This is a genomic window from Ralstonia sp. VS2407, assembly GCF_052950655.1.
In genome coordinates this window covers 239,278-264,852 of record NZ_JBRFVG010000005.1, presented here as the reverse complement: position 1 = coordinate 264,852, position 25,575 = coordinate 239,278, and the positions used below count along the sequence as shown (strand labels likewise).

The following is a 25,575-nucleotide window of genomic DNA, read 5'->3' as shown; positions in this document are numbered from 1 at the left end:
CGAGTTAACTGACAACTTGCGGGGCGAATCCTTGCTTGGCCACAAACCTCGGCAAGGTTGCTAAATACCGCTAAAGCGTCGCCGGCCGTGGCTTAACGGATTGGCAACGTGATAGCCAATCTGGAGCTAACAGCCGTGTCAAACGACTTCCTCTTCACCTCGGAGTCGGTCTCCGAGGGCCATCCCGACAAGGTCGCCGACCAGATTTCCGACGCCATCCTGGACGCCATCCTCACCCAGGACAAATATGCGCGCGTCGCAGCTGAAACGCTGTGCAACACCGGCCTGGTGGTGCTCGCGGGTGAAATCACCACGACGGCCAACGTCGACTACATCCACGTTGCGCGCGAAACCATCAAGCGCATCGGCTACGACAACACCGAATACGGCATCGACTACAAGGGCTGTGCCGTTCTCGTCGCTTACGACAAGCAATCGCCGGACATCGCGCAAGGCGTCGACCGTGCATCGGACGACTACCTGAACCAGGGCGCCGGCGACCAGGGCCTGATGTTCGGCTACGCGTGCGATGAAACGCCCGAGCTGATGCCCTTCCCGATCTACTACGCGCACCGCCTGGTCGAGCGCCAATCGCAACTGCGCCGCGACGGCCGCCTGCCCTGGCTGCGCCCGGACGCAAAGTCCCAGGTGACGGTGCGTTATGTGGATGGCAAGCCGCACAGCGTCGATACCGTGGTGCTGTCCACCCAGCACGCGCCGGAGATGTCGCAAGAGGCCATCCGCGAAGCCGTGATCGAAGAGATCATCAAGCCGGTGCTGCCTTCGCACATGCTGGCGGACACCAAGTACCTGGTGAACCCGACCGGCCGCTTCGTCATCGGCGGCCCGCAAGGCGACTGCGGCCTGACCGGCCGCAAGATCATCGTCGACACGTACGGTGGCGCGGCCCCGCACGGCGGCGGCGCGTTCTCGGGCAAGGACCCGTCGAAGGTCGACCGCTCGGCCGCCTATGCCGCGCGCTACGTGGCCAAGAACGTGGTGGCCGCCGGTCTGGCGCGCCAGTGCCAGGTGCAGGTGAGCTACGCGATTGGCGTCGCACGCCCGATCAACATCACGGTGTACACGGAAGGCACGGGCGTGATCCCGGACGAGCAGATCGCCAAGCTCGTGCAGGAGCATTTCGACCTGCGTCCGAAGGGCATCGTGCAGATGCTGGACCTGCTGCGCCCGATCTACGAAAAGACCGCCGCGTACGGCCACTTCGGCCGCGAAGAGCCGGAGTTCAGCTGGGAAGCGACGGACAAGGCGCTGCTGCTGCGTGAAGCAGCCGGCTTGAGCGGCGAGCCAGCCAAGGCGTTTGCCTAAGGCCACGCACGCTGCCGCACAAAGAAACCGCCTCTCGGGGCGGTTTTTTTATGGCATCCAGCAATCGCGATCAGGCATGCCAAGGAGCGCACCGCTACCGTATCGCTACCCAGGAGCCCCATGTTGACCACTGCCACCGACCGCTACCTCGCCCGCTTTCGCGCCGTGCTCGCCCACATCGACGCGCATCTGGAAGACACGCTCGACGTGGATGGGCTGGCCGAAGTGGCGGCGTTTTCGAGCTACCACTTCCACCGCCAGTTCTCGTTGCTGTTCGGCATGAACGTCGGGCGCTATGTGCAGTTGCTGCGCCTGAAGCGGGCCGCGCATCAACTCGCCTATCGCGACGATGCGCGCATCACCGACATCGCGCTGGCATGCGGGTACGAAGGGCCGGAGGCATTTGCGCGGGCGTTCCGCAGGCAGGTGGGGCAATCGCCATCGGCCTTTCGCGCCGCGCCGCAGTGGGCGTCCTGGGCCACCGATCTACAGGCGCTGCGCGCCCTCAGGAGCCAACACATGCCCTCACAACCGCAAACCCAATCCGTTGAGACCGTCGAGCGCGAAGCCGTGGCCGTCGCCGCCATCGAGCACCGCGGCGACCCAGCGCGCCTGGGCGAGACCATCCGCACGTTCATCGCCTGGCGCCGCGAGCATCGGCTGCACCCGAGCGTTTCGGCCACGTACAACGTCGTCTACGACAACCCGGACGATGTGCCGCCCGAGGCGTTTCGCATGGATATCTGCGCCGCCACGCCAGCGCCGGTCGCACCCAATGCTGCGGGCGTGGTGGCCAAGACGCTGGCAGGCGGGCGCTACGCCGTGCTGCGTCACACAGGCTCCGACGACACGCTCGGCCAGAGTGTGGCGTACCTGTATGCCGATTGGCTGCCGGCCAGCGGCGAGGAATTGCGCGACGCGCCGTTGCTGTTCCAGCGCGTGCGCTTCTACCCCGACGTGCCCGAGCACGAAGCCGTGACGGACGTGCTGCTACCGCTCAGATGAACGATCAGGCGTCCAGGTGGATCTGGATGCCAGCAGCCGTATAAATGGCCGTGGCCTTGAAGCCGTCCACCACCACCGTCGAGAACTGCCGGTTGCTGCCGGCGCCATCCACCACGGCGATGGTGTCGCCCACCTTGGGCGCGTAGCCGTTCACGAACTTCACGTGCAGCGTGCCGCCGGCAATCGTGGTGAGGCCGGCCACGCTCAGCTTGCCCTGACCGTTCGGGCCGATGGCCAGATCAAGCGTGGTGCCCTGCAACTGCGTGAACTTGCCCGCAATGGCCACCGCCGCGGGCGCGTTGACCGCCAGCGTGCCGGCGCCGACATACACATCGCCCGTACCGAATGCGTTGGCCGAATCGGCTTCCAGCACGCCGCCTGCCACCTGCGTGCCGCCGGTGTAGGTGTTGGCGCCCGCCAGGCGCAGCCTGCCGGTACCTTGCAGCGTGAGCTTGCCCGCGCCGGAGATGGCGTTGCGCCACGTATCGGCCGCGTTGAAGCCGCCCTGCGTTGCATCCATCGACACGATCACGTTGCCGTTGAACGCGCCGTAGCCGTCGGCCGCCGCGAACAGGTTGAGGCGACCCCAGCCTTCGGCGTCGTCGAGCACGGGGTAGCCGGACGCCAGCTCTGTCGTCTTCAGCACCACGCGGCGCTGGTCGGCGCTCAGGTACGGGAAGCGCGTTTCCAGCAGCACCTCGGCGCCCTTGGGCACCACCGGCGCCAGCGTCGTCGCGCCGATCTGCGTGAAGCCGAACGTCATGCGGCGCGTGAAATTGGCCTGGTTGGTGGCGTAATCGGCAAAGCGGTCGGTGGCGGGCGTGCCGGACTGGGCGAGTGCCGGGAAGGTCGTGGCATCCGTGCCGGTCTGCGCCATCAGCGCGGTGTGCGCCTGCGTGAAAGCCGCCGCCTTGAGCGTGGCGTTGGCCGGGTCGGCCAGGTTGGCCGCCGCCGCAGCGATGCCGATCATGCGGCCGGACATCACGTCCAGCGGCGAATGCATGCCGGCCAGGATGCGGTTCTCGCCGAGTTCCATGCCGCGCGCCAGGATCTGCTGGAAGCGCTCCGGCACCAGGTACGCCATTGCCACGGTATCGCGCACCGCTTCGGCCGAATGGCCGCTGATGAAGCCGCCGTCGGTCGTGGGCGTCGGGCTCTCGGCCGGCACCAGCGTCGGCACGACGACCACGCTGCTGCTCCAGCGGTACGGCCGTGCGTATTTGTAGAAGCGCTTGGACGGCTCGGTGGAGGCGTTGTTGCCCACCGTGTTGATCAGGTCGACCACCTTGCCGAAGGCGGTATTGCCGCCCGAGGTGCCCACGCCCGTGTTGGTGCCGCTGTCGTTGTAAAGCACGGTGGTCGCATCGGCCGGTACCGTGGTAATCGACGTCGTCTGCTGCGCGAGCGTGCGCCACGCGGTGGTGAGCGGCCCCATGCCGTCGGTCACGCTGTAGCCCTTGCCGCGGCGGTCGTCAAAGTACGCCGCATCGGCCTGCGCCTGCGTGCGGTTGGTGGTGGCGTTCACCACGTATTGAACGTTTGCGTTCAAGACCGGCAGATTGAGTTGCGTGCCGCCGGCCGTGCCGTCATTGGGCAGGCCCGTCCACGTGGAAGCGACCACCGCCGGGAACGACCCGTTGGCCGGCGCACTCACGCCGGCATCGACGATTTCCGTCAGCGGTTGCCACAGATCGAGAAAGCGCGTGAACAGGCGCACACCGGCGTTCGTGCCCAGCGTGGCGTAGCGCGCATCGCCGCGCTGGTTGGTGGCGATGTTGTCGACGAACGCCGGTACGCCAGTGGCCACGGCTGCCGTGTCGACAAAGCCCGGGTCTGCCGGCGGCGCGGGAATGGCTTGCGTGGTGGCGACCGGCGCCGAGGTGGTGTCCTCGCCGCCACCGCAGGCGGTAAGCGCGAGGGCGCCGAGCAGCGCAACGAGGCTGGAGCAAAGACGCGGGCGAGAGAACGCAGGGCGAACAGTAAAGGACATGGTGCGGCGGGCTTGCAACCCGGAGAGAGCGCTGGAAAGCCCAGCAGTCTCGGCACGTCCCATGAAATAACCGTGACGTTTCGTTGACAAATCCGCGTGATCTGCGCCCTACATTGGAGCATTCCGCGCCATGACAGCGCTGACAGTGCTTTATGTCACAGAGTGATACAATCGCCGGCTGCGTTTTTTGACTTTGGTGAAGCCTCGTCCGGGCAATCGCCGTCCCGTCGACCATGTCCGCTTCACCCCTGCATCCCGCCCTGCGCCGCTGGCTCCACAGCTTCATTCCCGCCCCCGTGACGGTGCGCTGGAGCGAACGCGTCCGTTCCGCCGTCGGCGCACTCGTCGGCATCCTCTTTACCGGCACGATGATGAAGATGGTGCCGGGCGCCTCCACGCTGATCCCGTTGCTGGTCGCGCCAATGGGCGCCTCGGCCGTGCTGCTGTTTGCGGTGCCGGCCAGTCCGCTCGCGCAGCCGTGGTCCATCATCGGCGGCAACCTGGTGGCGGCCACCGTGGGCGTGACGTTCGGGCTGCTCGTCGATGATCCGGTGATTGCGTCGGCGCTGGCCATCTCCGCAGCCATTGCCGGCATGTTTGCGCTGCGTTGCGTGCACCCGCCTTCGGGCGCGGTAGCGCTCACCGCCGTGATTGGCGGGCCGGCCGTGCATGCGCTGGGTTATCGCTTCGTACTCGAGCCGATCCTGATCCAGTCAGCGCTGCTGCTGGTGGGCGCACTGGTGTACCACGCTGCTACCGGCCACCGGTATCCGCACGCGCAACGCCTGCCTGCGGCTGAACGTCCGCCCACCGCCGCCGGCTTCACCCGCGCCGACATCGTCGCCGCGCTGCGCCGCCAGAGCGAACTGCTCGACATCGACCCCGAAGACATCGAAGCCGTGCTGCGCGAGATGCAGCTGCAGGCCTACACGCGCACGTTCCACGCGCTCACCTGCGCCGACATCATGACCACGCCGGTGGTCACGGTCTCGGCCGGCACGTCGATCCCGCGCGCACTGCAACTGCTGCGTCAGCATGGCTTCAAGGCATTGCCGGTGGTGGACGAAAGTCGGCGCGTGGTGGGCATCGTCACGCGCGTCGACCTGCTTGGCCTGGCGCCGGCAGACATGCGCCAGACGCTGCGCCGCTGGTTCAGCATCGGCGCACTCACACCGCCGCGCGTGGCCGATCACATGAAGACGCGCGTGCAAACCATCGCTGCCACCGCGCCCATGTCGGATCTGGTGCCGATGTTTGCCAGCGCCGGCCACCACCACATTCCCGTGCTGGATGCGGATGGCCGGCTGGCCGGCATCGTTACCGAATCCGACTTGGTGGGCGGGCTGTACCGTCAGGCCAACATCGAGCCGCAGGCGGCCTGAGCGGCCATCAAACCGCATCCATCGGCAACTCGCGAAACGCGCCCAGCTGTTCCGCCGCCGCCGAGTACGCCACCAGGCGCGGGTAGTCCGCTGCCGGCACGCGGTCCGGCACCATCAGCTGGATGAAGGCCCAGGCCACGGCCACCGTCACGCCGGCCTGCGTCAGCTCATTCTGATCCACCGGCAACGGCGCATCCTTCCACTCCGCTTCCAGCGCCCCCACCGCCGCCAGCAGTTGGCTGTGTACACGCTCGACCCACGGCCTGTGCACCTTCTCGGTCGGGCGCAGGTTGTGTTCATAGACGATCTGCACCGCCTTTTCGCACGCGGCCAGCGCCAGGCCGATCACGCGCAGCGCATGCTGGCGCTCGGCAATCGCGGCGGGCATCAGGCTGCGGCCCGACAGCGCTTCTGCGTAATCGATGATGAGCGTGGAGTCGATCAGCACGGTGCCGTCGTCGCACACCAGCGTGGGCGCCTTGACCACGGGGTTGATGGCGCTGAACTGATCGAAATGCCGGAACACCGACACCGACGCGTGCTCGAACGGCAGCCCGAGCAACTTGAGCGAAATGGCCGTGCGACGCACGTACGGGGAATCAAGCATGCCGATCAACTTCATGGAATCTCCTGGGAGTGTGGGCGTGTGGTGGATGGAAACCTTGGTGCGAAGCGCGCTGCTGCGCGGGCACGGATGCTCATGATAGACAGCCCTCGCAAAGCGTGCAGGACACCTCGGGCACGTTTTCTGCGTGCACAGGATCGCTTTGAGCCGTCTGAATGCGGACACCGGCCGGGCACCCGATTTTCTAGAATGACCGCGACTCGGGTGCACTGTGCCGCCCGTCAGACAGGAGACCTTATGCCGTTTCTCGCGCATCACCATGACTGCCTCGGCTGGAGCGGTGAGATGGCGCAGCGCGTGCAGGCATTCGATTGGGCTTCCACTGAGCTGGGCCCGATCCAGGATTGGCCCCCCAGCCTGCGTGCCGCCGTGCAAATGGTGCTGGCATGCCCGGTGCCGCTGGTCATGCTTTGGGGCCGCCACGGCTACATGGTCTACAACGACGCCTACGCCGAGTTTGCCGGCGGGCGTCATCCCTATCTTCTTGGCTGCCCCGTTGAACTGGGCTGGCCCGAAGTGGCCGATTTCAACCGCCATGTCATGGATGTCTGCCTCGGTGGCGGGACGCTGTCGTACCGCGACAAGGAACTCGTCCTGCTGCGCAACGGCCGCCCCGAAGACGTGTGGTTGGATCTCTACTACAGCCCGCTGCCCGACGACTCTGGCCGCCCGGCGGGTGTGCTGGCCATCGTGGTGGAAACCACCGAGCGCGTACAGACCGAGCGCGAACGGCAGGCCGCCGAGCAGGCGCTGCGCCAGTTGACCGAAACGCTGGAGCAACGCGTGGCCGATGCGTTGTCTGCCCGCGCCGATGTGGAAGCGCAATTGCGCCAGGCCCAGAAGATGGAAGCCATCGGCAGCCTGACCGGCGGCGTGGCGCACGACTTCAACAACGTGCTCCAGGTGATTGCCGGCAACCTGCAACTGCTCTCCGTCGAGGCGCCAAGCAACGCGCGCGTGCAGCATCGGATTGCCGCCGCCACGCGTGCCGTACAGCGCGGCTCCACGCTGGCCGCGCAGTTGCTCGCCTTTGCACGCAGGCAGCAGCTGTCTCCGGCAGTCGTCAACCCGACGCGGCTGGTCCAAGGCATGAGCGAGATGCTGCACCGCGCGCTGGGCGAAGCCATCAAGGTGGAAACGCATCTGGCCGACGACTTGTGGAACGTACAGGCGGACCGCAACCAGCTCGAGAATGCATTGCTGAACCTCGCCATCAATGCGCGCGATGCCATGCGCGGCAATGGCGTGCTGACCATCTCCGCCAAGAACATCACACTCGACAAAACGCAGGGGCAAGAGCGCGACCAGCCTGCCCCCGGCGACTACCTCGTCTTCTCCGTCACCGACACGGGCGTGGGCATGCCGCCCGAAGTGGTCGAGCACGTCTTCGAGCCCTTCTTCACCACCAAGCCCGACGGCCACGGCACGGGCCTGGGGCTCAGCATGGTGTTCGGCTTCGTCAAGCAGAGCGGCGGACACATCGCCATCGATAGCGCGGTCGGGCAGGGCACCACGGTGCGGCTCTACTTTCCGCGCTGCACAGAGGCGGCCCCGGACGATGCCGTGGAGGTGCACGACACCATCGTCACGCCCATGGGCGGGCGCGAGACCATTCTCGTGGTGGAAGACGATACCGACGTGCGCCTGACCGCCGTCGACATGTTGAGCCAGCTCGGTTACCGCGTGCTCACGGCAGCCAACGGCCAGGCCGCACTCGAACTCATGAACAGCGGCACGCCCATCGACCTGCTCTTTACCGACGTGATCATGCCGGGCCCCATCAAGGGCGGCGAACTGTCGATACGCGCCGCGCAACGCGTGCCGCCGCTGCCGGTGCTGCTGGTCTCAGGCTACACGCGTGACGAGGTGCAGCACGACGGCAGGCTGCCGCCCGGTGTGACGCTGCTCGGCAAGCCCTACCGGCGTGACGACTTGGCGCGCATGGTGCGCAACGTGCTCAGCGCCAGCCGCACCGCGCAATCGCAGTCGCAATCGATGAGCCATCCGGCGGCAAGCGACGCTTCACAATCGCCTACGGTGCTGCTGGTGGAAGACGACACCGCCTCGCGCGAAGCCTTGCAGGAGGTGCTCACCACCTTCGGCCTGCAGTGCGTATCTGCCGCCACGGCTGAAGACGCCCTCGCACTGGCCCGCACGCGGTCTGTGCAGGTGCTGCTGACCGATCTCACCTTGCCTGGCCAATCCGGCGCGGACCTCGCCCGCACGCTGCTGCGCCTGCAGCCGCATGTGGATGTGCTGCTGATGTCCGGCTACGGCACGGAGGCCGAGATTGGCGAGCCCATTCCCGGCGCACGCCTGCTCGGCAAGCCGATCGACCTGGGCACGCTGCAGCAGGCGCTGGCGCCGTGGCTGGCAACGGCAACGGCGACGGCGGCCGACACGCAACATGTGACGAACGCCGCATAATCGCCGCACCCTGTCACAACCGACCGCGCCCGCCCGTCTAGGGAGCATCATCCCTAGACGACACCTCCGCCATGACCCAGCGCAGCCCGAGCCCTACCCGCACCGACAGCGAAGACACGATCTTCACCGCCGCCCGCCCCCGCCTGTTTGCGATTGCCTATCGCATGCTCGGCAGCCGGGCCGATGCGGAAGACGTGCTGCAAGACGCCTGGATGCGCTGGCACCAGACCGACCAGACCACGCTGCAATCGGCCGAGGCGTGGCTCGTGACGGTCGTCACCCGCCTGTCGATCGACCGCCTGCGCGCCGTCAAGACCGAGCGCGAAGCCTACGTCGGCTGGTGGCTGCCCGAGCCGCTGGTCGAACCGGAATCCGCCGCGCCCTCGCCCGAAGCCGCCGTGGAACTGGCAGGCGACTTGTCGATGGCCCTGCTGTGGGTACTGGAGCGCCTGTCGCCCGAAGAGCGCGCGGCGTTTCTCATGCGACAGGTGTTCGAGCAGGACTACGCGGAGATCGCCGCCCTGCTGGGCAAGACCGAAGCCGCGTGCCGGCAGATGGTGCGTCGCGCATCCGACCGCGTGCAGCAGGAACGCCCGCGCTTCGATGTCGCACCCGATGCGCATCGGGATTTGCTTGAGCGCTTTGCCGAAGCCTCACGTACAGGCCAGCGCGATGCCATCCGCGCCCTGCTGGCAGACGACGCGCAACTGGTGGGCGACGGCGGCGGCAAGGTGCCGTCGTTCATGCGCATCATTCAAGACGCCGGCCAGATCACCAAGATCTACTGCGAGCTGGTGCGCGCCATGGGCGACGTCCGCTACGTGCACGCCCGCGTGAACGGCGAACCCGGCCTGCTGCGCTACGTGGGCGGCACGTTGGAATCGGCCCAGTCGTTCGTCATCGAGAAGGGCCGCATCGTGGCCATCTACGTGGTGCGCAATCCCGACAAGCTGGCGCACATCGGCATCGGCGCATAAAAAAACACGAAGATTTTTTGGCCGGGCTGTCACAACCCGGCCGCGCGGGGCGTCTTCAGGGTATGGAGCGACGCAAGGCAGCCACCCGCCGCCGGCATCGGCTCCTTCATCAAGCCAAACCCTCAGGAGCCGCTCATGTCGCAAGCCCCTCGCATTGCCTACTTCCAACTCGCACCGAAGGCGTTCAACAACCTGCTGAACCTGTCGAACGGCCTGCGCCGCGACTTGCTGGGCGCAAAGCTGGTCGACCTCGTGCTGCTGCGTGTGTCGCAAATCAACGGTTGCGCCTTCTGCATCGACATGCACTGGAGCGACCTGGTGAAGATGGGCGAAGACCCGCGCCACCTGAACGCCGTGGCCGGCTGGCGCGAGGCGCCGTTCTTTACCGAGCGCGAGCGCGCCGCCCTGCGCTGGGCCGAACTGGTCACCAACACCCCGCACAGCGATGCCAGCGACGAAGAATTCGCGCGGCTGCGCGAGCACTTCAGCGATGAAGAGATCGCCGAGCTGAGCTTTGTGATCGTCACCATCAACAGCTGGAACCTGCTGAACGTGAGCCTGCGCAACCCGGTGCCGCTGAAGGCGCCGTATGTTGCAGCGGCGTAACAAGGTCGGCGCCAATACGACGATCGCTGTACAGCAGCGCTTGCGCCCACGCGTAGGCGCTGCGCCTACAGGCTTAACCGTGCAGGAAGCGCACCATCAGCACTTCATCTGCATAGCCGGTGGCCGATTTGAGCGCGCGCGGCTCCACGCCATAGGTTTCAAACCCGCAACGCTCGTACAGCGCCAGCGCCGCATCATTGCCCTGCACCACCGACAACGTGAGCTGCTGGACCAACCCCGTTGCCGCCGCCACGATGCCCTCCACCAGCGCTACGCCCACACCGCGGCCGCGCGCTGCCGGCTCCACGTAAAAGCCCCACACAAAACCCTTGTGCGCGAGCCTGGTCATCGTCTGCTGCTTGAACCCGACCATGCCGATGATGCGCGCGTCGCCTCCGCCTGCCGCTGCCGCATAGGCGCCCAGCACGATGGTGGTGGCCAGCCGCTCGGCAAAGGCTTCCATCGCGAGCCCAACCTCAGCCTCGTAGGTTGAGCCGAATGCATCGGGGGCATCCTTGAGCGCAGCCAGACGAATGGCGCGGTAGTCCGCCACATCGGCCGCATTGGCGGAAGACAGCTGGCGGATCACGACGGCGTTGTGGTTCGGGGTGGCGTTGGACATGGCTGGCAGTGCGTGTGGGCAAGTAGCTGGCAAGAAGCAGAGCAGACGATAGCCGCCAGTATCGCGCCAATCACATGCACGAGACCTACAGCGCCGCCTCCGTCCATGAAGCCGAGGGCTTTGTCGGTCAATTGGCCTATGTCGGCGTTTGGGTAGGGGTTTCTATCCTTCGGGGAAACGCGCGTCAACAGACCGCGACAACGAGAACCGGGGGAAGCCATGGCCGAGCTTTTGATCGCCCAAGCGCAACGCAGATGCCGCGCAAACGCAAACGCACAACCGACGCCTGCGCCCGCCCCGCCCGACGCCCCACGGCACACACGCGGCATGCACGGTGCCGCACTGGTGATGGCCGCCGCGCTTTCGTTGGGTCTCACCGCCTGCGGTGGCGGTGACGATGCAACGGCTACGACCCCACCGACGAGCAACAACACGCCGTCGCCAACGCCAACGCCCGCACCTGCACCCGCCCCGGCAACCTACTTCGTGGGCGGCACCGTCACCGGCCTGGCCTCAGGCAAATCCGTCACGCTGTTGAACAACGGCGGCGACGCGGTCACGGTCAGCGCAGACGGCAGCTTCCAGTTCGCCACGGCGCTGGCACAGGGCGCACCGTATGCCGCCACGGTCGGCACACGGCCCTCGGGCGAGAACTGCACCGTCACCAACGGCAGCGGTTTTGTCGGCACCAGCAACGTGAGCACCATTGCGGTGGCCTGCGCGCCGCGGCCGCTGTTCGGCTACGCGGTCAACTCGAACGACGGCACGATCTCCGCCTTCACGCTGGACCTGACCACCGGCATGCCCACGGCCATCGGCGCGTCGGTGCCCGTGGGACAAGGGCCGCTGTCGCTCACCATCGACCCGGCAGGCAAGTACGTCTACGTGGCCAACGCCAACGACAACACCGTCACCACGCTCGCCATCGATGCAGAAACCGGCCTGCTCACGGTGGTTGGCTCGGCCACGCCCACAGGCATTCAGCCGTACAGCATTGCGCGCACGCCCAACGGCAAGTTTGCGTACACCGCCAACTTTGGAGACAACACGCTGTCGGCCTTCTCGGTGGATACCGGCACGGGCGCGCTCACGGCGCTGGCGCCCATCACGGCGGGCAACAACCCGTACACCGTCACCCTGAACAGCGCGGGCACCTTTGCCTACGTGGTGAACGCCGACAGCGGCAACGCCACCGGCACGGCCATGGCGTTCGGCATCAACGCCAGCACGGGCGCGCTCACGCAAGTGGGCAGCGTCGTGGCCACGGGTGGCACGCCGCAGTTCATTGCTGTGAACCCCACAGGCACCTTTGCCTACGTGGCCAACTCGGCAGACAACACGTTGAGCGTGTACAGCATTGATGGCACCGGGGCGCTCACCGCATCGGGCTCACCTGTGGCGACCGGCACCAACCCGTTCTACATCGCCATCGCACCGTCGGGCGGATTCCTGTACGTGGCCAACGTGCTGGACAACACCGTCAGCGTCTTCAGCATCAACCCCGCCAACGGCGCGCTCACGCTGGTCGACACCACGCCCACCGGCACCGCACCCGTGACCGTGCTCGTCAACCCCGCCGGCACCTTCGCCTACGTGGTCAGCGCAGTGGACAACAGCGTCAGCGCGTACGGCATCGACAGCACCACCGGCAAGTTGACCGCCGTGGCCAGCGGGTCGGCCGCCACCGGCAACATCCCGCGCGGGATGGCGATTGCGGCGGTGCCTTGAGGGGTGGCGGCAGATAGGCTGCCAGATACAAAAAGCCCCTCGCCATGACGAGGGGCTTTTCTCTGCAGGCGGGCAGCGCAGGCAACGCCCACGCCGTCAGCGTGTGTCACACATCAATCGCCGAAGTCGACTTCACCTTGCGGCGCAGCTCGTATTTCTGGATCTTGCCCGTCGACGTCTTGGGCAGCGGCCCGAAGAACACCGCCTTGGGCACCTTGAAGCCTGCAAGCAGCGTCTTGCAGTGCGCGATCAAGTCTTCTGCGGTGGCGGTGGCGCCCTCCTTGAGTTCAACGAAGGCGCAGGGCGTTTCGCCCCACTTGGCATCCGGCTGGGCGACCACGGCGGCGGCCAGCACGGCGGGGTGGCGGTACAGCGCGTCTTCCACCTCCACGCTGGAGATGTTCTCTCCGCCGGAGATGATGATGTCCTTGCTGCGGTCCTTGATCTTGATGTAGCCGTCGGGCATGCAGACGCCCAGGTCGCCGGTATGGAACCACCCGCCGGCAAAGGCCTCGCGCGTGGCCTTCTCGTTCTTGAGGTAGCCCTTCATGCAGATGTTGCCGCGGAACATGATTTCGCCAATGGTCTCGCCATCGGCCGGCACCAGCTGCATGGTTTCCGGATCGAGCACCGCCACCTGCGATTGCAGGTGATACCGCACGCCCTGGCGCGCCTTCATCGTGGCGCGGTCATGCTCGGGCAGCGTGCGCCATTCGTCCTGCTCGGCACAGACGGCAGCGGGGCCGTACACCTCGGTCAGGCCGTAGACGTGCGTCAGCTCAAAGCCCATGGCTTCCATCTGCGCCAGCACGGCGGCCGGGGGCGGCGCACCGGCCACCATGCCGCGCACCGTCCCGCGCAGGCCCTCGCGCCACGACGGCGGCGCGTTCACCAGCGCGGTGTGGACGATGGGCGCGGCGCAGTAGTGCGTCACGCCCTCGTCGCGCATGAGGTCGAACACCAGCTTCGGCTCGAACTTGCGCAGGCAGACATTCACGCCCGCGCGTGCCGCGATCGTCCACGGGAAACACCAGCCGTTGCAGTGGAACATCGGTAGCGTCCACAAGTAGACCGGATGCTTGGGCAGATCCCACTCCAGGATGTTCGATACCGCATTGATGGTCGCGCCGCGATGGTGGTAGACCACGCCCTTCGGGTCACCCGTGGTGCCCGAGGTGTAGTTGAGCGCAATTGCATCCCACTCGTCAGCCGGCATCTGCCAGGCGTAGTGCGGGTCGCCCGAGGCGAGGAACGTTTCGTAATCGGTGTCGCCAAACGGCTCGGCCTGCGGGCCCAGGGCATCGTTCACGGCAATCACCTTCAGGCCGGGAATCTCCAGCGCCATCTGGCGGGCCACGTCGGCAAACTCGGTGTCGGCCAGCAGCACACGCGCCTCGCCATGGCGCAGCATGAAGACCAGGTTGGCGGCATCCAGGCGGATGTTCAGTGCGTTGAGCACGCCGCCCGCCATCGGCACTCCAAAATGCGCCTCCACCATGGCAGGCGTGTTGGGCAGGAGCGCCGCCACCGTGTCGCCACGGCCGACGCCCGCCAGCGACAACGCACTGGCCAGGCGCCGCGCACGCACGTAGGTGTCGCGCCAGTTCTGACGCACCGGTCCGTGCACGATGGCGAGGCGATCGCCATATACATCGGCCGCGCGGGCAAGAAACTCGATGGGTGTGAGCGGGACGAAGTTGGCCGCGTTGCGGGCCAGACCGCTATCAAAATCCGTGGGCATTGCTGTGTCTCCGTGCGCCGGGCGCTGTTGCTTTTTGTTGGGCAACGCTATCATCGGCCGGCTCCCGCACTCTGTCACCCGGATGACAAACCGCCCGAAAACCCGCGCCACTTAAAGGCTGACGGGTTTCTTACAAAGCGAAGGCAGAGCCCCACGCGCCCCCCACCCTTGACCGTGTGCCCACGCCTGCCATGACGACACCCCGTGCTCCGACGCCCGCCACGCAACTGCAAGGCCATGCGTGGTTCACCGCGCTTGCGCCTGAACACCAGGCCCTGGCCGCGCGAGAAACCCTGCTGCAGGCCTTCGAGCCCGGCGCCTTCATTGCCCGCCGCGGTGAACCGTCCCGCTACTGGATCGGCGTCGACACCGGCCTCATCAAGCTGGCCGTGTACACCTCCGACGGGCGCGGCTGCACGTTCTCCGGCGTGCCCGCGGGCGGCTGGTGCGGCGAGGGCAGCGTCATCAAGCGCGAAGACCGCCGCTACGACGTGATCGCCATTCGCGCCTCGCACGTGCTGCTGGTGCCCGAACCCGTGTTCAATACGCTGCTTGCGCATAGCCTGCCGTTTGCCAGCTTTGTGGTGCGCCAGCTCAACGAACGCATGGGCCAGTTCATCGCCACCGTGCAGAACGACCGGCTGCTGAGCGCCGATGCGCGCGTGGCGCAAGCGATTGCGCAGTTGTTCCACCCCGCCCTGTACCCGCGCACGAGCACCGTGCTGGAACTATCGCAGGAAGAGATCGGACTGCTGACGGGGCTGTCGCGCCAGCGCGTGAACCGGGCGCTGCAACGGCTGGCCGAAGGCGGAATGATCGCGCTGTCGTACCAAACCATCCGCGTGACCGACCTTGAGCGGCTGCGGCTCTTCGGTCTTTCTGAGCTGTAAGCGCCGCGCCCGACTCTGTCACCCGGGCGACATTGCCCCTGTTGCGCGCAGACATAGAATCCTGCGACAGTCGCGCTTCATCCGCCGCCTTATCGGTCAGCCATGCCACTCATCAGCCGCGCCCACGTCCGACTCTCGCGCCTGCGCTTTCCGTTTGCGGTGCGCGTGCAGGCCGAGCTGGGCAGCGCGTGCCTGCGCGATGCCAACGGCCGGCGCGAAGTGCGCCCGGGCGATCCGTTTGTCGTGCCTGCCTTCGCGCATTTCGGTTGCGAGATCCCGGGCACCGTGTGGCAGCCGTGCGCCATCACGTTCCACGCCGTGCCCGACGCCGGCTGCCCGCGCATGGCCGCGATCCAGCATGACAAGCCGTGGGCCCGCGCACTGGCCACGCTGGTGTTCGAACACCCCGCACAGGCGTGGAACGCCGCCCTGCTCAGCCACTGCTGGCAGACCTGTCCGCGCCAGGTGCGTGCGCGGCTGTTTGCGGAAGGGGAAGCCCTGCATGCGCTGGTGCGCGAGCAACGCGCCGCCTGGGCGCTGTACCGGTTGGCGCATACCTGCGGCAATGACGCGCCCGAAGCCGAAGCGCTGCACGCGCTGGCCCGGCGGGCTGGCCTGCGCAACGTGCGCACGCTGAACGAAACGTGCGCGAGCCTGTTCGGGGTGGAGCTTGGCGCGCTGGTGACGAGCAACGCAGATGCGGTAAGCGGTGCGCTGCACGGCAATGCGCCTGTGCTGGCGCATTGGGCGCAGCCGCTGGCGATGGCCCTTTAAGCACTGCGCCGCAACCGCGGCATCAATCGAAGATCACCCCACGCCGCACACCCTCACGCGGCGGCGGGCTCGGCTCGCCAAGGATGTCGAGCACGGCATCTTCAATCGTGTGGGACAGCGCGTTGAGCGCGAGGTCGTTGTCTTCGGTGCCAAACGGATCTTCGAGCTGCGAGGCGATGGCCTCGTGCGCCATGAAGGTGTACGCCACAAACACCGCAAACACGGGTGTGAAGCTGCCGATGCTTTCCACCAGCCCGAACGGCAGCGCGGCGCAGAAGAAGTACACCGTGCGGTGGATCATGACCGAGTACGCAAACGGCAGCGGTGTGCCGGCAATGCGCTCGCACCCGCCAATGCTGTTCGACAGCTCGTTGAGGTTGCGGTCGAACGCCAGGACGGCAACCCCATCGAGCGCACCGGCTTGCGCGCGACGCTGCACCCATTCACCCAGCCACTGCACGAGGACGATGGGCCGGTAGCGCGCGGCCATCACGCGTTCGAGCAACGGTGCGGGCAGGCGGGCCGCGAGGTCTTCGCGCGCATCGGTGTGGCGCAACTGGTGGCGCAGCGCGTGCGGCAGCGCACCCAGCACCTGTGCGAACTCGCGCACATCGGCATCGGCTGCCGCATCGTTCGGGCCATCCCCGCGCGGCAGCGTCAGCGCCTGACGCGTGAGCGAGCGCGCCGTGTTGAGCAACTGGCCCCAGAGCTTGCGGGCCTCCCAGTAGCGGTCGTAGCTGGCGTTGTTGCGAAAACCCAGGAACACCGCCAGCGCAATGCCGACGAGCGAGAACGGCGTCGTGCTCAGGTTGACCGAGATGGGCAGCAGGTGCGCATGCACCGCAATGGCCACCAATGACACGAAGAAGATCAGGAACAGGCGCGGAAGAAGCTGCGGAAGCACCGACCCGCGCCATGCCAGAAGCATGCGGAACCAGTGCAGATGGGGGCGGACAACCATGGGGCGGGTGAGGCGGAAGCTTGGAGTGCCGCGATTATCGCAGAGCACCCCGGGTGTCTGACACCCGTTTTTTTGCTGCTTCGGGCACGTTTGGCCCGTGGACCATACCCCCGCCGCGTCGACCCATATTTAATGAGTTGATTATCTTTAAATACTGGCCCTGGCGCATTAAAAATACAAAACACAAATCGGCGCAAAGCGAACGCACTCGCTTTACGCCGATGCATGCAGAACCGCACCGCATTCTGCATGTTCAGGTCTGCGGTAAATCAGTTGGTCTGGGTATAGCCGCCCTTTGTCCAGCTGTTGCCGTCCCAGCACCACTCCGTGGTATTGCTGCCGCTGGTGGCATATACGCGGATATGGATAGCGCTGCCGACCAGCCAGCTCGTGACGGAGACGTTATCGCCGGGCTCGCTGAAGGCGCCCGTGTACCACCCCTTGCCGTCATAGCAACGCTCGGTGATCTTGCCACCATTGGCCGTGTACACACGGATCGACGGCACTGTCCCCCACGACGTGGCAGCGGTCTGAACGTTCGACATGTTTTATCTCCAGAATGTGATTTCAATATCCATCAAGCAAATGCAGCGAGATTTTCTCGGCATTTACTACGGCCCGGCTTCAGGGCTTCGCTAGCATAAGCAAAGAAAATTCCGGCTGCTGCTGAGAGATAAGAAGCACAGATGGAGAAAAAACTTACTGAACAAATGACCGATTTTTTGCGCCTAACCATTATGTTGAGCGCACCACCAAAATAAACAAAAGGCACCAGATGAGGTGCCTTGAAAATGTCTAATCCAAAATGGCTGCACGCGATGGCATAGACGCCATAGGACGGCTCACTGCACCGCGCCAATAAACGCCGCCAGCTCTGCCGTCTTGGGGCTGGCAAACACGTCTTTGGCCGGCCCGCTTTCATGGATCAGCCCCTGGTGCATGAACACGAGCTGATCGCCCACGTCACGGGCGAAGCGCATCTCGTGCGTGACCATGATCAGCGTCATGCCTTCGGCGGCGAGCTGCTTCACCACGGCCAGCACCTCGTTCACCAGCTCAGGGTCCAGCGCGGAGGTGATCTCGTCGCACAGCAGCACCTTCGGCTGCATGGCCAGCGCCCGCGCAATGGCCACGCGCTGCTGCTGGCCGCCGCTGAGCTGGTCGGGGTAGGCATCGAACTTATCGGCCAGGCCCACCTTGACGAGCATCTGCCGGGCCAGGTCGTTGGCATCGGCCTTCTTCATGCCCTTGACCACCACGGGCGACAGCGCGACGTTTTCGCCCGCCGTGAGGTGCGGAAACAGGTTGAACTGCTGGAACACCATGCCCACGTTCAGGCGCAGCGCGCGCAGTTGCGCGGGCGTGGCCTGCGAGCCCTTGAGCACCGCGTTGTCGACCACGATCTGCCCGTCGTCGATGGCTTCCAGCCCGTTGATGGACCGCAGCAGCGTGCTCTTGCCCGAGCCGCTGCGCCCGATGATGGCGACCACCTGGCCGCTTTCCACGCGCAGGTCCACACCCTTGAGCACATGGTTGTTGCCGTAATGCTTGTGTACGGCGCAGAGATCAACGAGCGGCATAGAGCTTCTTTTCCAGATGAGAGGCGTAAAGAGACAGCGGCCAGCACAGCGCGAAGTACGCAACGGCCACCAGCCCGTAGATGAGGAACGGCTGGAAGGTGGCATTGGCCAGCACCGAACCCAGCTTGGACAGATCTTCAAACCCGATGATGGAGGCCACCGCCGTGCCCTTGACGATCTGCACCGAGAACCCGACCGTGGGCGCAATCGACAGGCGCACCGCCTGCGGCAACACCACGTGCCGCATCTGCTGGAAGTAGCCCATCGCCAGGCTGGAAGACGCTTCCCACTGCCCGCGCGGAATGGCCTCGACACAGCCGCGCCACACCTCGGCCAGATAGGCGCTGGTGTACAGCGTCAGGCCGATGGCGGCGGCCGTCCACGGCGACATCTCGAACCCCGCCATCGATGCACCAAAGAACACGATGAACATCTGCATGAGCAGCGGCGTGTTCTGGAAGAGCTGGATGTATGCCTTGCTCACGCGCTGCAGCGTGGCGTTGCGCCCCACGCGTGCAAACAGCACGACCAGGCCGGCGGTGCCGCCCAGCGCAAAGGCCATGAGCGACAGCATGAGCGTGGCGAGCAGCCCCTCCCCCAGCTTGAGGAGAATGGGCAACAGAGGGATGTCGGCGATCATGCTGCGTCTCCAACGGAGGCTGCTGCGGTGGTGGTGGCAGCGAGCGGTGCAGCAGACGCCGCAGGCGCGCGGCGCCCCACGACAAAGCGCTGCCCGATCCAGGCCAGCAGCTGACGCAGCAACAGCGCCAGCGCAAAGTACAGCGCCGTCACCACCAGGTAGGTTTCAAACGCGCGGAAGTTGCGCGACTGGATGAAGTTGGCGGCAAAGGTCAGGTCCTGCGCGGCAATCTGCGAAACGACCGACGTGCCCAGCATCACGATCACGATCTGGCTGCTGAGCGCCGGCCACACCTTCTGCAGCGCGGGCCGCAGCACCACATGCCGGAAGATGGCCCAGCGGCTCATCGCCAGCGCGTTGGCGGCTTCCAGCTGGCCGCGCGGTGTCTCCTGAATGCCCGCACGCACGATCTCTGTGATGTACGCGCCCAGGTTGACCACCGCCGTGAGCAACGCCGCCTGCCATTCGTTGATCTGCACGCCCAGCGAGGGCAAGCCAAAGAACACGAACATCAACTGCACGAGGAACGGCGTGTTGCGGATGCCCTCCACATACACCTTGAACAGCGCATTGAACGGGGCGATGCGCCAGGCGCGGCACACACCCCCGGCAATGCCGATGGCACCACCCGCCACCGCACCCGCCGCCGTGAGCGCGAGCGTAAATGCCGCACCCTGCGCGAGCTGGCCGCTGTAACTGAAGACAGCGCCAAAGTCGAATTGATAAGCCATGAAGAGGTCCGGCGTACGTGCGTTACGAAGCTGCGTAGAACCTGTTCACGATCCGTAGCGAGCGGCGCGAGGTTGGCCTGAGAAGCGCAGCCGTACGTGGGTACGGCGAGCATCGCAGGGCCAAGATCGGGGCGCGCAGTAGGATCGTGGGCAGGTTCTTACATCTTTGCCGGCAGCGGCATCTTGATCCAGCGCTGCGACAGATCGTTCAGGCGGCCATCCGTCTTCAGCTTGGTGATGATGACGTTCACCTTGTCCAGCAACGCGGGCTCGCCCTTGGCCACACCCACATAGCAAGGCGTGTCTTCCACGGGGAACTTCACATCGAGCTGGCGCAGCTTCGTGCGCTCGTTCACCGCATTGGCGACGATGTTGCCGAGCGTGACGAGTTGCACCTGACCGATCAGGTAGCTCTGTGCGGTGGCGTTGTTGTCTTCATAGCGCTTGATGGTGGCCGAGGCCGGGGCCAGTGCCGACAGCGCCAGATCTTCAGTCGAGCCGCGCGTCACGCCAATCGTCTTGCCGGCCAGATCTGCCGGCGCCTTGATCGACACATCCTTCGGGCCGTACACGCTCTTGGGGAACGGCGCATACGCCTGCGAGAAGTCGATCACCTTGGCGCGCTCGGCGTTCTTACCCAGGCTGGAGATGACGACATCCACCTTGCCCGTGGTGAGGAACGGAATGCGGTTGGTGCTGGTGACGGGCACCAGCTCTGCCTTCACGCCGAGTTCCTTGGCAATGAGGCCGGCCATGTCGATGTCATAGCCCTGCAGCTTCAGGTCCGGACCGAGCGAGCCGAACGGCGGGAAGTCGTTCGGGATGGCCACGCGGATCACGCCGGCTTTCTGGATGTTGGCCAGCGCATCGGCATGGGCCGGACGGCCCGGCAGCAACGCGACGAGCGCGCTGAGCGCCATGACGGCGTGGAAGAACGTGCGGCGCGAAACATGGCGCGACGACTGCAGAGCAAGGGTGCGGATCATTCAAAAACTCCTTCAGGAAATTCAGGAAATCGAGACGAGGCGAAAGGAAACCGGTTCGTGCTGCATGGGTTCGGGCGCGGCGGGCGCGGCGCTCAGGTCGATACCGCTGCGGCGCGCGGCCGACAACAGGTGCTCGCGCATGGCCTCTGCACTGGCGGCGCCATCGCCCGCAGCAACGGCCTGCACGATGGCGTCGTGCTCGTGCGCGGGGTGGTCGTCTGCGCCGTTGCGGGCAAAGGGCAGCCGCAGGCTGTGGCCGATGGCGTGCTCCAACTGGCCCGCCATCGCCATCAACCCCGGGTTGCCGGACAACTGCGCCAGCAGCAGGTGGAAGTGCAAATCCGCCTCTGCCGCGCTCAGCAGATCATTGCGCTCCAGCGCATGCGCCAACTGCTGCTGCAGCCATTGCAGGTGGCGCAGGCCGGCGGCATGCATGCGCGCGGCGGCCAGCGCCGTCCAGCCGGGCTCCAGCACGAGGCGCAGTTCAATCAACTGACGCGGCGACAGCGTGCCCAGCGCCGGCGTGGCAAACGGGCGATGCAGGCGCTCGGGACTGGTCTGCGGGCCGCGCACCACCACACCGCGACTGGGGAGGATGTCCACCAGCCCCAGCGTCTCCAGCACCGTCAGCGCCTCGCGCAACGATGCGCGGCTCACGCCCAGCGTTTCCGCCAACTCACGCTGGGGCGGCAGGCGGCTGCCACTCGGGTAATCGCCGCTCAGGATGCGTTGCTGGAGTGCTTGCGCGACGGAGGATGGAATGCTGTGCATGGGCTGACGTTAGAGGAAGACGCGGTCGTGGTCTGACCGGTCGCCCACTGCTTATGCGAGTTTTGTGCCATGCAGCATCCAGTGGCTTGCTGGGCTGCACCGCGGGCGATTGATTGCCTGGGCGCTGCCCGTGGGCGAGGCGTGCGCTGCCGGATGCGGGCATCAGTCGCTTGGAGTTGGTGCGGGCCGCACCGATTTGGAACGCCCTGCCCCATCCGTCGATACCCCAAGCGCAATAGCGCGAGCCGCAGTGCATTGCGCCGAAGCCGTCTTGCGTGCAGCGCAGGTTTGGTGCGCCCGACCGGCTTGTTCATGGCGCGAAGCCATGGGGATTTTCAAGAACTCTCAACAGCCCCGCCCTTGCCTTGACGCGCGCTGAGGCGACATGGGATACCGCGTCTGCAAAACGGCGCACCCCACTTTCGTAGGGGGTGCCTACCCGCGTAACCCATCCAAAAAAATGAGCCCAGACATGTCGTTGACGACGAGAACAACGCGCGCGCCGCAAGACCCGCATCCACACCTCGCGCGGAGCATGGTGATCGGTTTGCTGAGCCTGGGGCTGGCGGCCTGCGGCGGTGGCGGCGACACGCCAGCAGACTCGTCCACTGCCGCAACGACTGCGCCAGTGGCAACGTCGAGCCCAGGGGCCAGCCCGGCACCAACGCCCGCGCCGACGACTACGCCGACGCCGACAACGCCAGCACCAACTCCAGCTCCCACGCCTGCGCCAACAACATCCACCCCGACGATCACGTGGCTCAACCCCGCATCGATCGCATGGGGCACGGCGCTCAGCACCGCGCAGTTGAACGCCACCGCCAATGTGCCCGGCACCTTCACGTATTCGCCGGCGACCGGGACCAAGCCGGAGGTCGGCACGCAGACCCTGTCGGTGACATTCACGCCGCAGGACACGACCAAATACGCCAGCACCACCACCGTGCGCACGCTGACCGTCAACAAGGCCGAGCCGCCGGTGCGGTGGGACTTGCCTGCTGCCGTGACGCAGGGCTCGGCGCTGACGCCCGCGCAGGTCTCCACCACGCCCTACGCGCTGTATGGCATCGGGGGCACGGTGGACCCGGCGTCTTACACCACCGCCGATGGCGCACCGCTGAGCGCCGCCACCACCAGCACGGCCGGCAGCGTGATCCTGCAGGCGACGTTCGTGCCGCGGGACAGCGCGCACTACCGTACGGCCCTGGTCAGCACGGCGCTCACCATCAAGCCCGCCGCTGCGGCCGCCGCCATCAACTTTGGCAGCGCGAAACAGACCATCCAGGGGTTCGGCGGATCGGCGGCCTGGTACTACAGCAAGATGGCGGACGACCGCCTGAACGCACTGTTCGGCACCAGCCTGACCGACAGCCTTGGGCTGTCCATCCTGCGGCTGCGCATTGCGCCCGCCGAGTGGAACACCACAACGCAGACGGCCGACACCACGCAGTGGACAGCCGAGCTTGAGAACGGCGCCGCCGCCCAGGCACGCGGCGCCCTCGTCTTTGCATCGCCGTGGACGCCGCCGGCGAGCATGAAGATCGTCAACACCACCCGCAGCAACCCGCTCTACAGCGGGCGCCTGGACCCAGCCCGCTACGCCGACTACGCCAAGTACCTGAACAGCTACATCCGCTATGCCGCCACGCGCAACGTGAGGCTCTACGCCGTATCCCTGCAGAACGAACCGGACTGGGACCCGGCGACCTACGAGTCCTGCCTCTGGAGCCCCGACGAAATGCGCGCCTGGACTGCCGCACAAGGCGCGGCAGCCGTGGCCGGCACCACGACCAAGCTGATGGCACCGGAATCGTTCTACTTTTCTCAGGCCACGGCGGACACGCTGCTGGGCGATGCCAATGCGGCCGCCAACGTCTCGATCATTGGCGGCCACCTGTACGGCGGCGTGCCCGCGTATCCGGCGTCAGCCCGGAGGCTGGGCAAGGACGTCTGGATGACCGAACACTTCCTGGACTCCGTCAACAAGGCTGACAACAAGACGTCTTGGCAGACGAGCATTGACGATGCGATTGCCATTGCAAAGGAGATCCACGACGGCTTTACGCTGGGGCAGTACAACGCGTACGTCTACTGGTGGCTGGTCAACTCCAACGACGCCCAACCCACCGGCCTGATCGGCTCCGACAACAAGCCCACCTACTTTGGCATTGGCCTGAAGCACTTTGCGTACTTCATCCGCCCGGGCTACGTGCGCTACGACACGACAACGCTGCCGCAGAAGGGCGTGCGTGTTTCTGCGTTCGGCACGCCTGCGGGCGCCGCCGACAACAAGGCCGTGGTGGTGCTGGTGAACGAGAACGCCACGGACGTGACCCTGACGACGTCGATCAACCCCGCAGGGCGCACGGTGACCAGCCTGACCCCGTACCGGACGACGGCGACTGCCACGTTTGAGCAGCAGGCGCCGGTGGGGGTGAGTGGGAATACGTTTACGGTGACGCTGCCGGCGAAGAGCATTACTACGTTGGTGAACTAGGGCTCTTGAAGGGACGGGGGTTCGCTTGGCGCCCGCATAGGGCAGTCTGCTGGCAGACCCTGGCGTCCGGTGTAGCGCCCACCTGCCCATATGCCGAAGGCGGTGCGGCGACGCTATATTGCTCACCACGAACGTGACATCCGACTCAGGCGCATGGCAACGACTCCGACCTTCTACCCTTACAGCCCAGAGCCGCATCGAGGCATCGCACAGTCAGCGCCCGTCGCGCTGGATGTCATCAAACTGGCAATCGACGCCGAAGAGGCGCGAGCGTGGTTCTTTGAAACGCATGCATGCCAACGGCTGCGGGAATTGTTTCCGGCTGCCATCGCGTTTTTGATTGAGGATGACTACCCGGGCGAGAAGCACAAGGCGTCGATCGAGCAGGAGCTGGCACCGGCTACGGTGACTTGGTTCCCTGGGTATCGGATCGATGGGCGTCACGGGCGTTAGCCCATCGCACGCGCCTGAGAATGCTGGGCAGCGACGCGGTAGCTGTTGCAGCCGGCCGCGTCTACGCAAGAACGAAATCGTGATTGCGTTGTGCAGCTTTGCCCCGAGGCTATCTCTCTGAGTCGGCGGGGTCGACCTCCTGCAGTTCCAAAACGATCGGTCGATACCGGGAAAAGGCCCAGAGACAGTCGAATGTCTCGAGTGAAGTACAGCAACCCTTGAGCACCTTCATCAATCCCCTGGCTTTCTAGCGCGCATTCGCTGAGGTCAACAGTTCTTTAGAAACATCACCGGTCTTCAGAAACTCGTTAGCCCTGTCCATCGTTATTCAGTCTCTGTGGCGCAGCCCTGTTGGCATCGCTATCCGGAGTACCGTTCGCGCAGCGGTGCGATCACTGAATCCAATTTTTCATATGAATCAATGCGATCGCTGTCAACATGAAAAAACCAAGCACGGCGCCGCACCACATAACTACACTCCGCAAGATGCGATACTTGTAATCTAGGTTGCGAAGTGCCCAAGCCCATGTGACTACCAAAAGGGGGACTAATCCAATAATTCCAGACACCACCCTCGCTGCGCCCGCTTGAACATAATTACGCATAAATAGCGCCCAAACCGTGAAGCAGGTGAAGCCGCCAACAAAGGCGAACATCCAGACAAAGAAAGCAACAATGCGTCCTATGCGACTTTTTTCGCCTGAATAATCGGTCATGGATTTTTAAATTAGAATTGAGGACTTCGTCGAACTCATTCGTCTGGGGCCGTGGCCAAAAGTTGAATGCGCCCAGTCGAGTGCCATAGTTGGGTATGAAGTATTGCGTTGCCCCGCCAGCCCCGGGTTTCCATGAAACGCGGCCTG

23 protein-coding genes are annotated in these 25,575 nt (G+C 65.5%); 11 read left to right on the top strand and 12 right to left on the bottom strand.

Annotated elements, in window-relative coordinates; genetic code table 11:
- The first annotated feature begins 135 nt into the window (after positions 1-135).
- Positions 136-1,326, top strand: coding sequence for a methionine adenosyltransferase (gene metK / locus ACU8YE_RS11200; protein ID WP_232041657.1), 1,191 nt, complete (start codon positions 136-138; stop codon positions 1,324-1,326).
- 120 nt (positions 1,327-1,446) lie between these two features.
- Entirely contained in the window at positions 1,447-2,331 is an 885-nt protein-coding gene (locus tag ACU8YE_RS11195; RefSeq protein ID WP_446928714.1) for an AraC family transcriptional regulator, read from the top strand.
- Positions 2,332-2,335: 4 nt separating this feature from the next.
- Here ACU8YE_RS11195 and ACU8YE_RS11190 read toward each other — a convergent pair whose 3' ends face one another.
- A complete protein-coding gene (locus ACU8YE_RS11190; RefSeq protein ID WP_446928713.1) occupies positions 2,336-4,321 on the bottom strand; it encodes a phosphatase PAP2 family protein in 1,986 nt (661 codons plus the stop codon).
- A 233-nt stretch (positions 4,322-4,554) separates the two neighbouring features.
- Here ACU8YE_RS11190 and ACU8YE_RS11185 point away from each other — a divergent pair, with 233 nt between their 5' ends.
- Entirely contained in the window at positions 4,555-5,703 is a 1,149-nt protein-coding gene (locus ACU8YE_RS11185) for an HPP family protein (RefSeq protein ID WP_232041654.1), read from the top strand.
- Positions 5,704-5,710: 7 nt separating this feature from the next.
- On the opposite strand, the gene ACU8YE_RS11180 is transcribed toward ACU8YE_RS11185, so the two are convergent.
- Positions 5,711-6,325: a glutathione S-transferase gene (locus ACU8YE_RS11180; protein WP_446928712.1), complete on the bottom strand. Its 615-nt coding sequence runs from the start codon at positions 6,323-6,325 to the stop codon at positions 5,711-5,713.
- 240 nt (positions 6,326-6,565) lie between these two features.
- Between ACU8YE_RS11180 and ACU8YE_RS11175 the strand changes: the two genes are divergently transcribed.
- The 3 genes from ACU8YE_RS11175 (at position 6,566) to ACU8YE_RS11165 (ending at position 10,338) form a co-directional block, all read left to right on the top strand.
- On the top strand, positions 6,566-8,755 hold the full coding sequence (locus ACU8YE_RS11175; RefSeq protein WP_446928711.1) for a response regulator: 2,190 nt from the start codon (positions 6,566-6,568) through the stop codon (positions 8,753-8,755).
- Between the two features lie 71 nt (positions 8,756-8,826).
- Entirely contained in the window at positions 8,827-9,732 is a 906-nt protein-coding gene (locus ACU8YE_RS11170) for an RNA polymerase sigma-70 factor (RefSeq protein ID WP_446928710.1), read from the top strand.
- Positions 9,733-9,867: 135 nt separating this feature from the next.
- Positions 9,868-10,338 (top strand): carboxymuconolactone decarboxylase family protein, encoded by a 471-nt coding sequence (locus tag ACU8YE_RS11165; protein WP_316870259.1) that lies wholly within the window; start codon positions 9,868-9,870, stop codon positions 10,336-10,338.
- Positions 10,339-10,411: 73 nt separating this feature from the next.
- On the opposite strand, the gene ACU8YE_RS11160 is transcribed toward ACU8YE_RS11165, so the two are convergent.
- The gene (locus tag ACU8YE_RS11160) at positions 10,412-10,960 is read right to left on the bottom strand and encodes a GNAT family N-acetyltransferase (RefSeq protein WP_316870261.1); all 549 of its coding nucleotides are present in this window, start codon (positions 10,958-10,960) and stop codon (positions 10,412-10,414) included.
- Positions 10,961-11,179: 219 nt separating this feature from the next.
- Here ACU8YE_RS11160 and ACU8YE_RS11155 point away from each other — a divergent pair, with 219 nt between their 5' ends.
- Complete coding sequence (locus tag ACU8YE_RS11155) at positions 11,180-12,688, top strand: lactonase family protein (RefSeq protein WP_446928709.1); 1,509 nt, start codon at positions 11,180-11,182, stop codon at positions 12,686-12,688.
- A 106-nt stretch (positions 12,689-12,794) separates the two neighbouring features.
- Here the strand turns inward: ACU8YE_RS11155 and ACU8YE_RS11150 are convergent, their stop codons facing one another.
- The gene (locus tag ACU8YE_RS11150) at positions 12,795-14,429 is read right to left on the bottom strand and encodes an acyl-CoA synthetase (protein WP_446928708.1); all 1,635 of its coding nucleotides are present in this window, start codon (positions 14,427-14,429) and stop codon (positions 12,795-12,797) included.
- 191 nt (positions 14,430-14,620) lie between these two features.
- Here ACU8YE_RS11150 and ACU8YE_RS11145 point away from each other — a divergent pair, with 191 nt between their 5' ends.
- Together ACU8YE_RS11145 and ACU8YE_RS11140 are read left to right on the top strand one after the other, a co-directional pair.
- Entirely contained in the window at positions 14,621-15,319 is a 699-nt protein-coding gene (locus tag ACU8YE_RS11145) for a Crp/Fnr family transcriptional regulator (protein WP_322017120.1), read from the top strand.
- A gap of 102 nt (positions 15,320-15,421) precedes the next feature.
- Entirely contained in the window at positions 15,422-16,093 is a 672-nt protein-coding gene (locus ACU8YE_RS11140) for an AraC family transcriptional regulator (RefSeq protein WP_446928707.1), read from the top strand.
- A 22-nt stretch (positions 16,094-16,115) separates the two neighbouring features.
- Here ACU8YE_RS11140 and ACU8YE_RS11135 read toward each other — a convergent pair whose 3' ends face one another.
- The 7 genes from ACU8YE_RS11135 to ACU8YE_RS11105 all read right to left on the bottom strand — a co-directional run bounded on the left by ACU8YE_RS11135 (position 16,116) and on the right by ACU8YE_RS11105 (position 21,762).
- Positions 16,116-17,054 carry a bestrophin family protein gene (locus ACU8YE_RS11135; RefSeq protein WP_446928706.1) on the bottom strand — a complete coding sequence of 313 codons (939 nt, stop codon included), beginning with the start codon at positions 17,052-17,054 and terminating at the stop codon, positions 16,116-16,118.
- Between the two features lie 269 nt (positions 17,055-17,323).
- Positions 17,324-17,599, bottom strand: a complete 276-nt coding sequence (locus ACU8YE_RS11130; RefSeq protein WP_232041639.1) for a fucose-binding lectin protein — start codon at positions 17,597-17,599, stop codon at positions 17,324-17,326.
- A gap of 297 nt (positions 17,600-17,896) precedes the next feature.
- Positions 17,897-18,634, bottom strand: a complete 738-nt coding sequence (locus ACU8YE_RS11125; RefSeq protein WP_322017115.1) for an amino acid ABC transporter ATP-binding protein — start codon at positions 18,632-18,634, stop codon at positions 17,897-17,899.
- A complete protein-coding gene (locus tag ACU8YE_RS11120; protein WP_024973815.1) occupies positions 18,621-19,274 on the bottom strand; it encodes an amino acid ABC transporter permease in 654 nt (217 codons plus the stop codon). Before ACU8YE_RS11120 ends, ACU8YE_RS11125 begins: the two co-directional genes overlap by 14 nt.
- Positions 19,271-20,005 (bottom strand): amino acid ABC transporter permease, encoded by a 735-nt coding sequence (locus ACU8YE_RS11115; protein ID WP_260803774.1) that lies wholly within the window; start codon positions 20,003-20,005, stop codon positions 19,271-19,273. Before ACU8YE_RS11115 ends, ACU8YE_RS11120 begins: the two co-directional genes overlap by 4 nt.
- A 158-nt stretch (positions 20,006-20,163) precedes the next feature.
- Entirely contained in the window at positions 20,164-20,991 is an 828-nt protein-coding gene (locus ACU8YE_RS11110; protein ID WP_373407667.1) for a transporter substrate-binding domain-containing protein, read from the bottom strand.
- 21 nt (positions 20,992-21,012) lie between these two features.
- Positions 21,013-21,762 carry a FadR/GntR family transcriptional regulator gene (locus ACU8YE_RS11105; RefSeq protein ID WP_446928705.1) on the bottom strand — a complete coding sequence of 250 codons (750 nt, stop codon included), beginning with the start codon at positions 21,760-21,762 and terminating at the stop codon, positions 21,013-21,015.
- 472 nt (positions 21,763-22,234) lie between these two features.
- Here ACU8YE_RS11105 and ACU8YE_RS11100 point away from each other — a divergent pair, with 472 nt between their 5' ends.
- Together ACU8YE_RS11100 and ACU8YE_RS11095 are read left to right on the top strand one after the other, a co-directional pair.
- Positions 22,235-24,259, top strand: coding sequence for a glycoside hydrolase family 30 beta sandwich domain-containing protein (locus ACU8YE_RS11100; protein ID WP_446928704.1), 2,025 nt, complete (start codon positions 22,235-22,237; stop codon positions 24,257-24,259).
- Positions 24,260-24,412: 153 nt separating this feature from the next.
- On the top strand, positions 24,413-24,712 hold the full coding sequence (locus ACU8YE_RS11095) for a hypothetical protein (protein ID WP_446928703.1): 300 nt from the start codon (positions 24,413-24,415) through the stop codon (positions 24,710-24,712).
- A gap of 392 nt (positions 24,713-25,104) precedes the next feature.
- On the opposite strand, the gene ACU8YE_RS11090 is transcribed toward ACU8YE_RS11095, so the two are convergent.
- Positions 25,105-25,428, bottom strand: coding sequence for a hypothetical protein (locus ACU8YE_RS11090; RefSeq protein WP_446928702.1), 324 nt, complete (start codon positions 25,426-25,428; stop codon positions 25,105-25,107).
- Between the last annotated feature and the right edge of the window lie 147 nt (positions 25,429-25,575).

Bases quoted from the DNA above. Each gene is read 5' to 3' on its own strand.
- ACU8YE_RS11100 (WP_446928704.1), top strand. From the start codon at position 22,235: ATGTCGTTGACGACGAGAACAACGCGCGCGCCGCAAGACCCGCATCCA.
- ACU8YE_RS11185 (WP_232041654.1), top strand. From the start codon at position 4,555: ATGTCCGCTTCACCCCTGCATCCCGCCCTGCGCCGCTGGCTCCACAGC.
- ACU8YE_RS11115 (WP_260803774.1), bottom strand. From the start codon at position 20,005: ATGGCTTATCAATTCGACTTTGGCGCTGTCTTCAGTTACAGCGGCCAG.
- ACU8YE_RS11095 (WP_446928703.1), top strand. From the start codon at position 24,413: ATGGCAACGACTCCGACCTTCTACCCTTACAGCCCAGAGCCGCATCGA.
- ACU8YE_RS11180 (WP_446928712.1), bottom strand. From the start codon at position 6,325: ATGAAGTTGATCGGCATGCTTGATTCCCCGTACGTGCGTCGCACGGCC.
- ACU8YE_RS11140 (WP_446928707.1), top strand. From the start codon at position 15,422: ATGCCACTCATCAGCCGCGCCCACGTCCGACTCTCGCGCCTGCGCTTT.
- ACU8YE_RS11170 (WP_446928710.1), top strand. From the start codon at position 8,827: ATGACCCAGCGCAGCCCGAGCCCTACCCGCACCGACAGCGAAGACACG.
- ACU8YE_RS11145 (WP_322017120.1), top strand. From the start codon at position 14,621: ATGACGACACCCCGTGCTCCGACGCCCGCCACGCAACTGCAAGGCCAT.
- ACU8YE_RS11190 (WP_446928713.1), bottom strand. From the start codon at position 4,321: ATGTCCTTTACTGTTCGCCCTGCGTTCTCTCGCCCGCGTCTTTGCTCC.
- ACU8YE_RS11125 (WP_322017115.1), bottom strand. From the start codon at position 18,634: ATGCCGCTCGTTGATCTCTGCGCCGTACACAAGCATTACGGCAACAAC.
- ACU8YE_RS11135 (WP_446928706.1), bottom strand. From the start codon at position 17,054: ATGGTTGTCCGCCCCCATCTGCACTGGTTCCGCATGCTTCTGGCATGG.
- ACU8YE_RS11155 (WP_446928709.1), top strand. From the start codon at position 11,180: ATGGCCGAGCTTTTGATCGCCCAAGCGCAACGCAGATGCCGCGCAAAC.
- ACU8YE_RS11090 (WP_446928702.1), bottom strand. From the start codon at position 25,428: ATGACCGATTATTCAGGCGAAAAAAGTCGCATAGGACGCATTGTTGCT.
- ACU8YE_RS11175 (WP_446928711.1), top strand. From the start codon at position 6,566: ATGCCGTTTCTCGCGCATCACCATGACTGCCTCGGCTGGAGCGGTGAG.
- ACU8YE_RS11105 (WP_446928705.1), bottom strand. From the start codon at position 21,762: ATGCACAGCATTCCATCCTCCGTCGCGCAAGCACTCCAGCAACGCATC.
- ACU8YE_RS11110 (WP_373407667.1), bottom strand. From the start codon at position 20,991: ATGATCCGCACCCTTGCTCTGCAGTCGTCGCGCCATGTTTCGCGCCGC.
- ACU8YE_RS11120 (WP_024973815.1), bottom strand. From the start codon at position 19,274: ATGATCGCCGACATCCCTCTGTTGCCCATTCTCCTCAAGCTGGGGGAG.
- ACU8YE_RS11165 (WP_316870259.1), top strand. From the start codon at position 9,868: ATGTCGCAAGCCCCTCGCATTGCCTACTTCCAACTCGCACCGAAGGCG.
- ACU8YE_RS11160 (WP_316870261.1), bottom strand. From the start codon at position 10,960: ATGTCCAACGCCACCCCGAACCACAACGCCGTCGTGATCCGCCAGCTG.
- ACU8YE_RS11150 (WP_446928708.1), bottom strand. From the start codon at position 14,429: ATGCCCACGGATTTTGATAGCGGTCTGGCCCGCAACGCGGCCAACTTC.
- ACU8YE_RS11195 (WP_446928714.1), top strand. From the start codon at position 1,447: ATGTTGACCACTGCCACCGACCGCTACCTCGCCCGCTTTCGCGCCGTG.
- ACU8YE_RS11130 (WP_232041639.1), bottom strand. From the start codon at position 17,599: ATGTCGAACGTTCAGACCGCTGCCACGTCGTGGGGGACAGTGCCGTCG.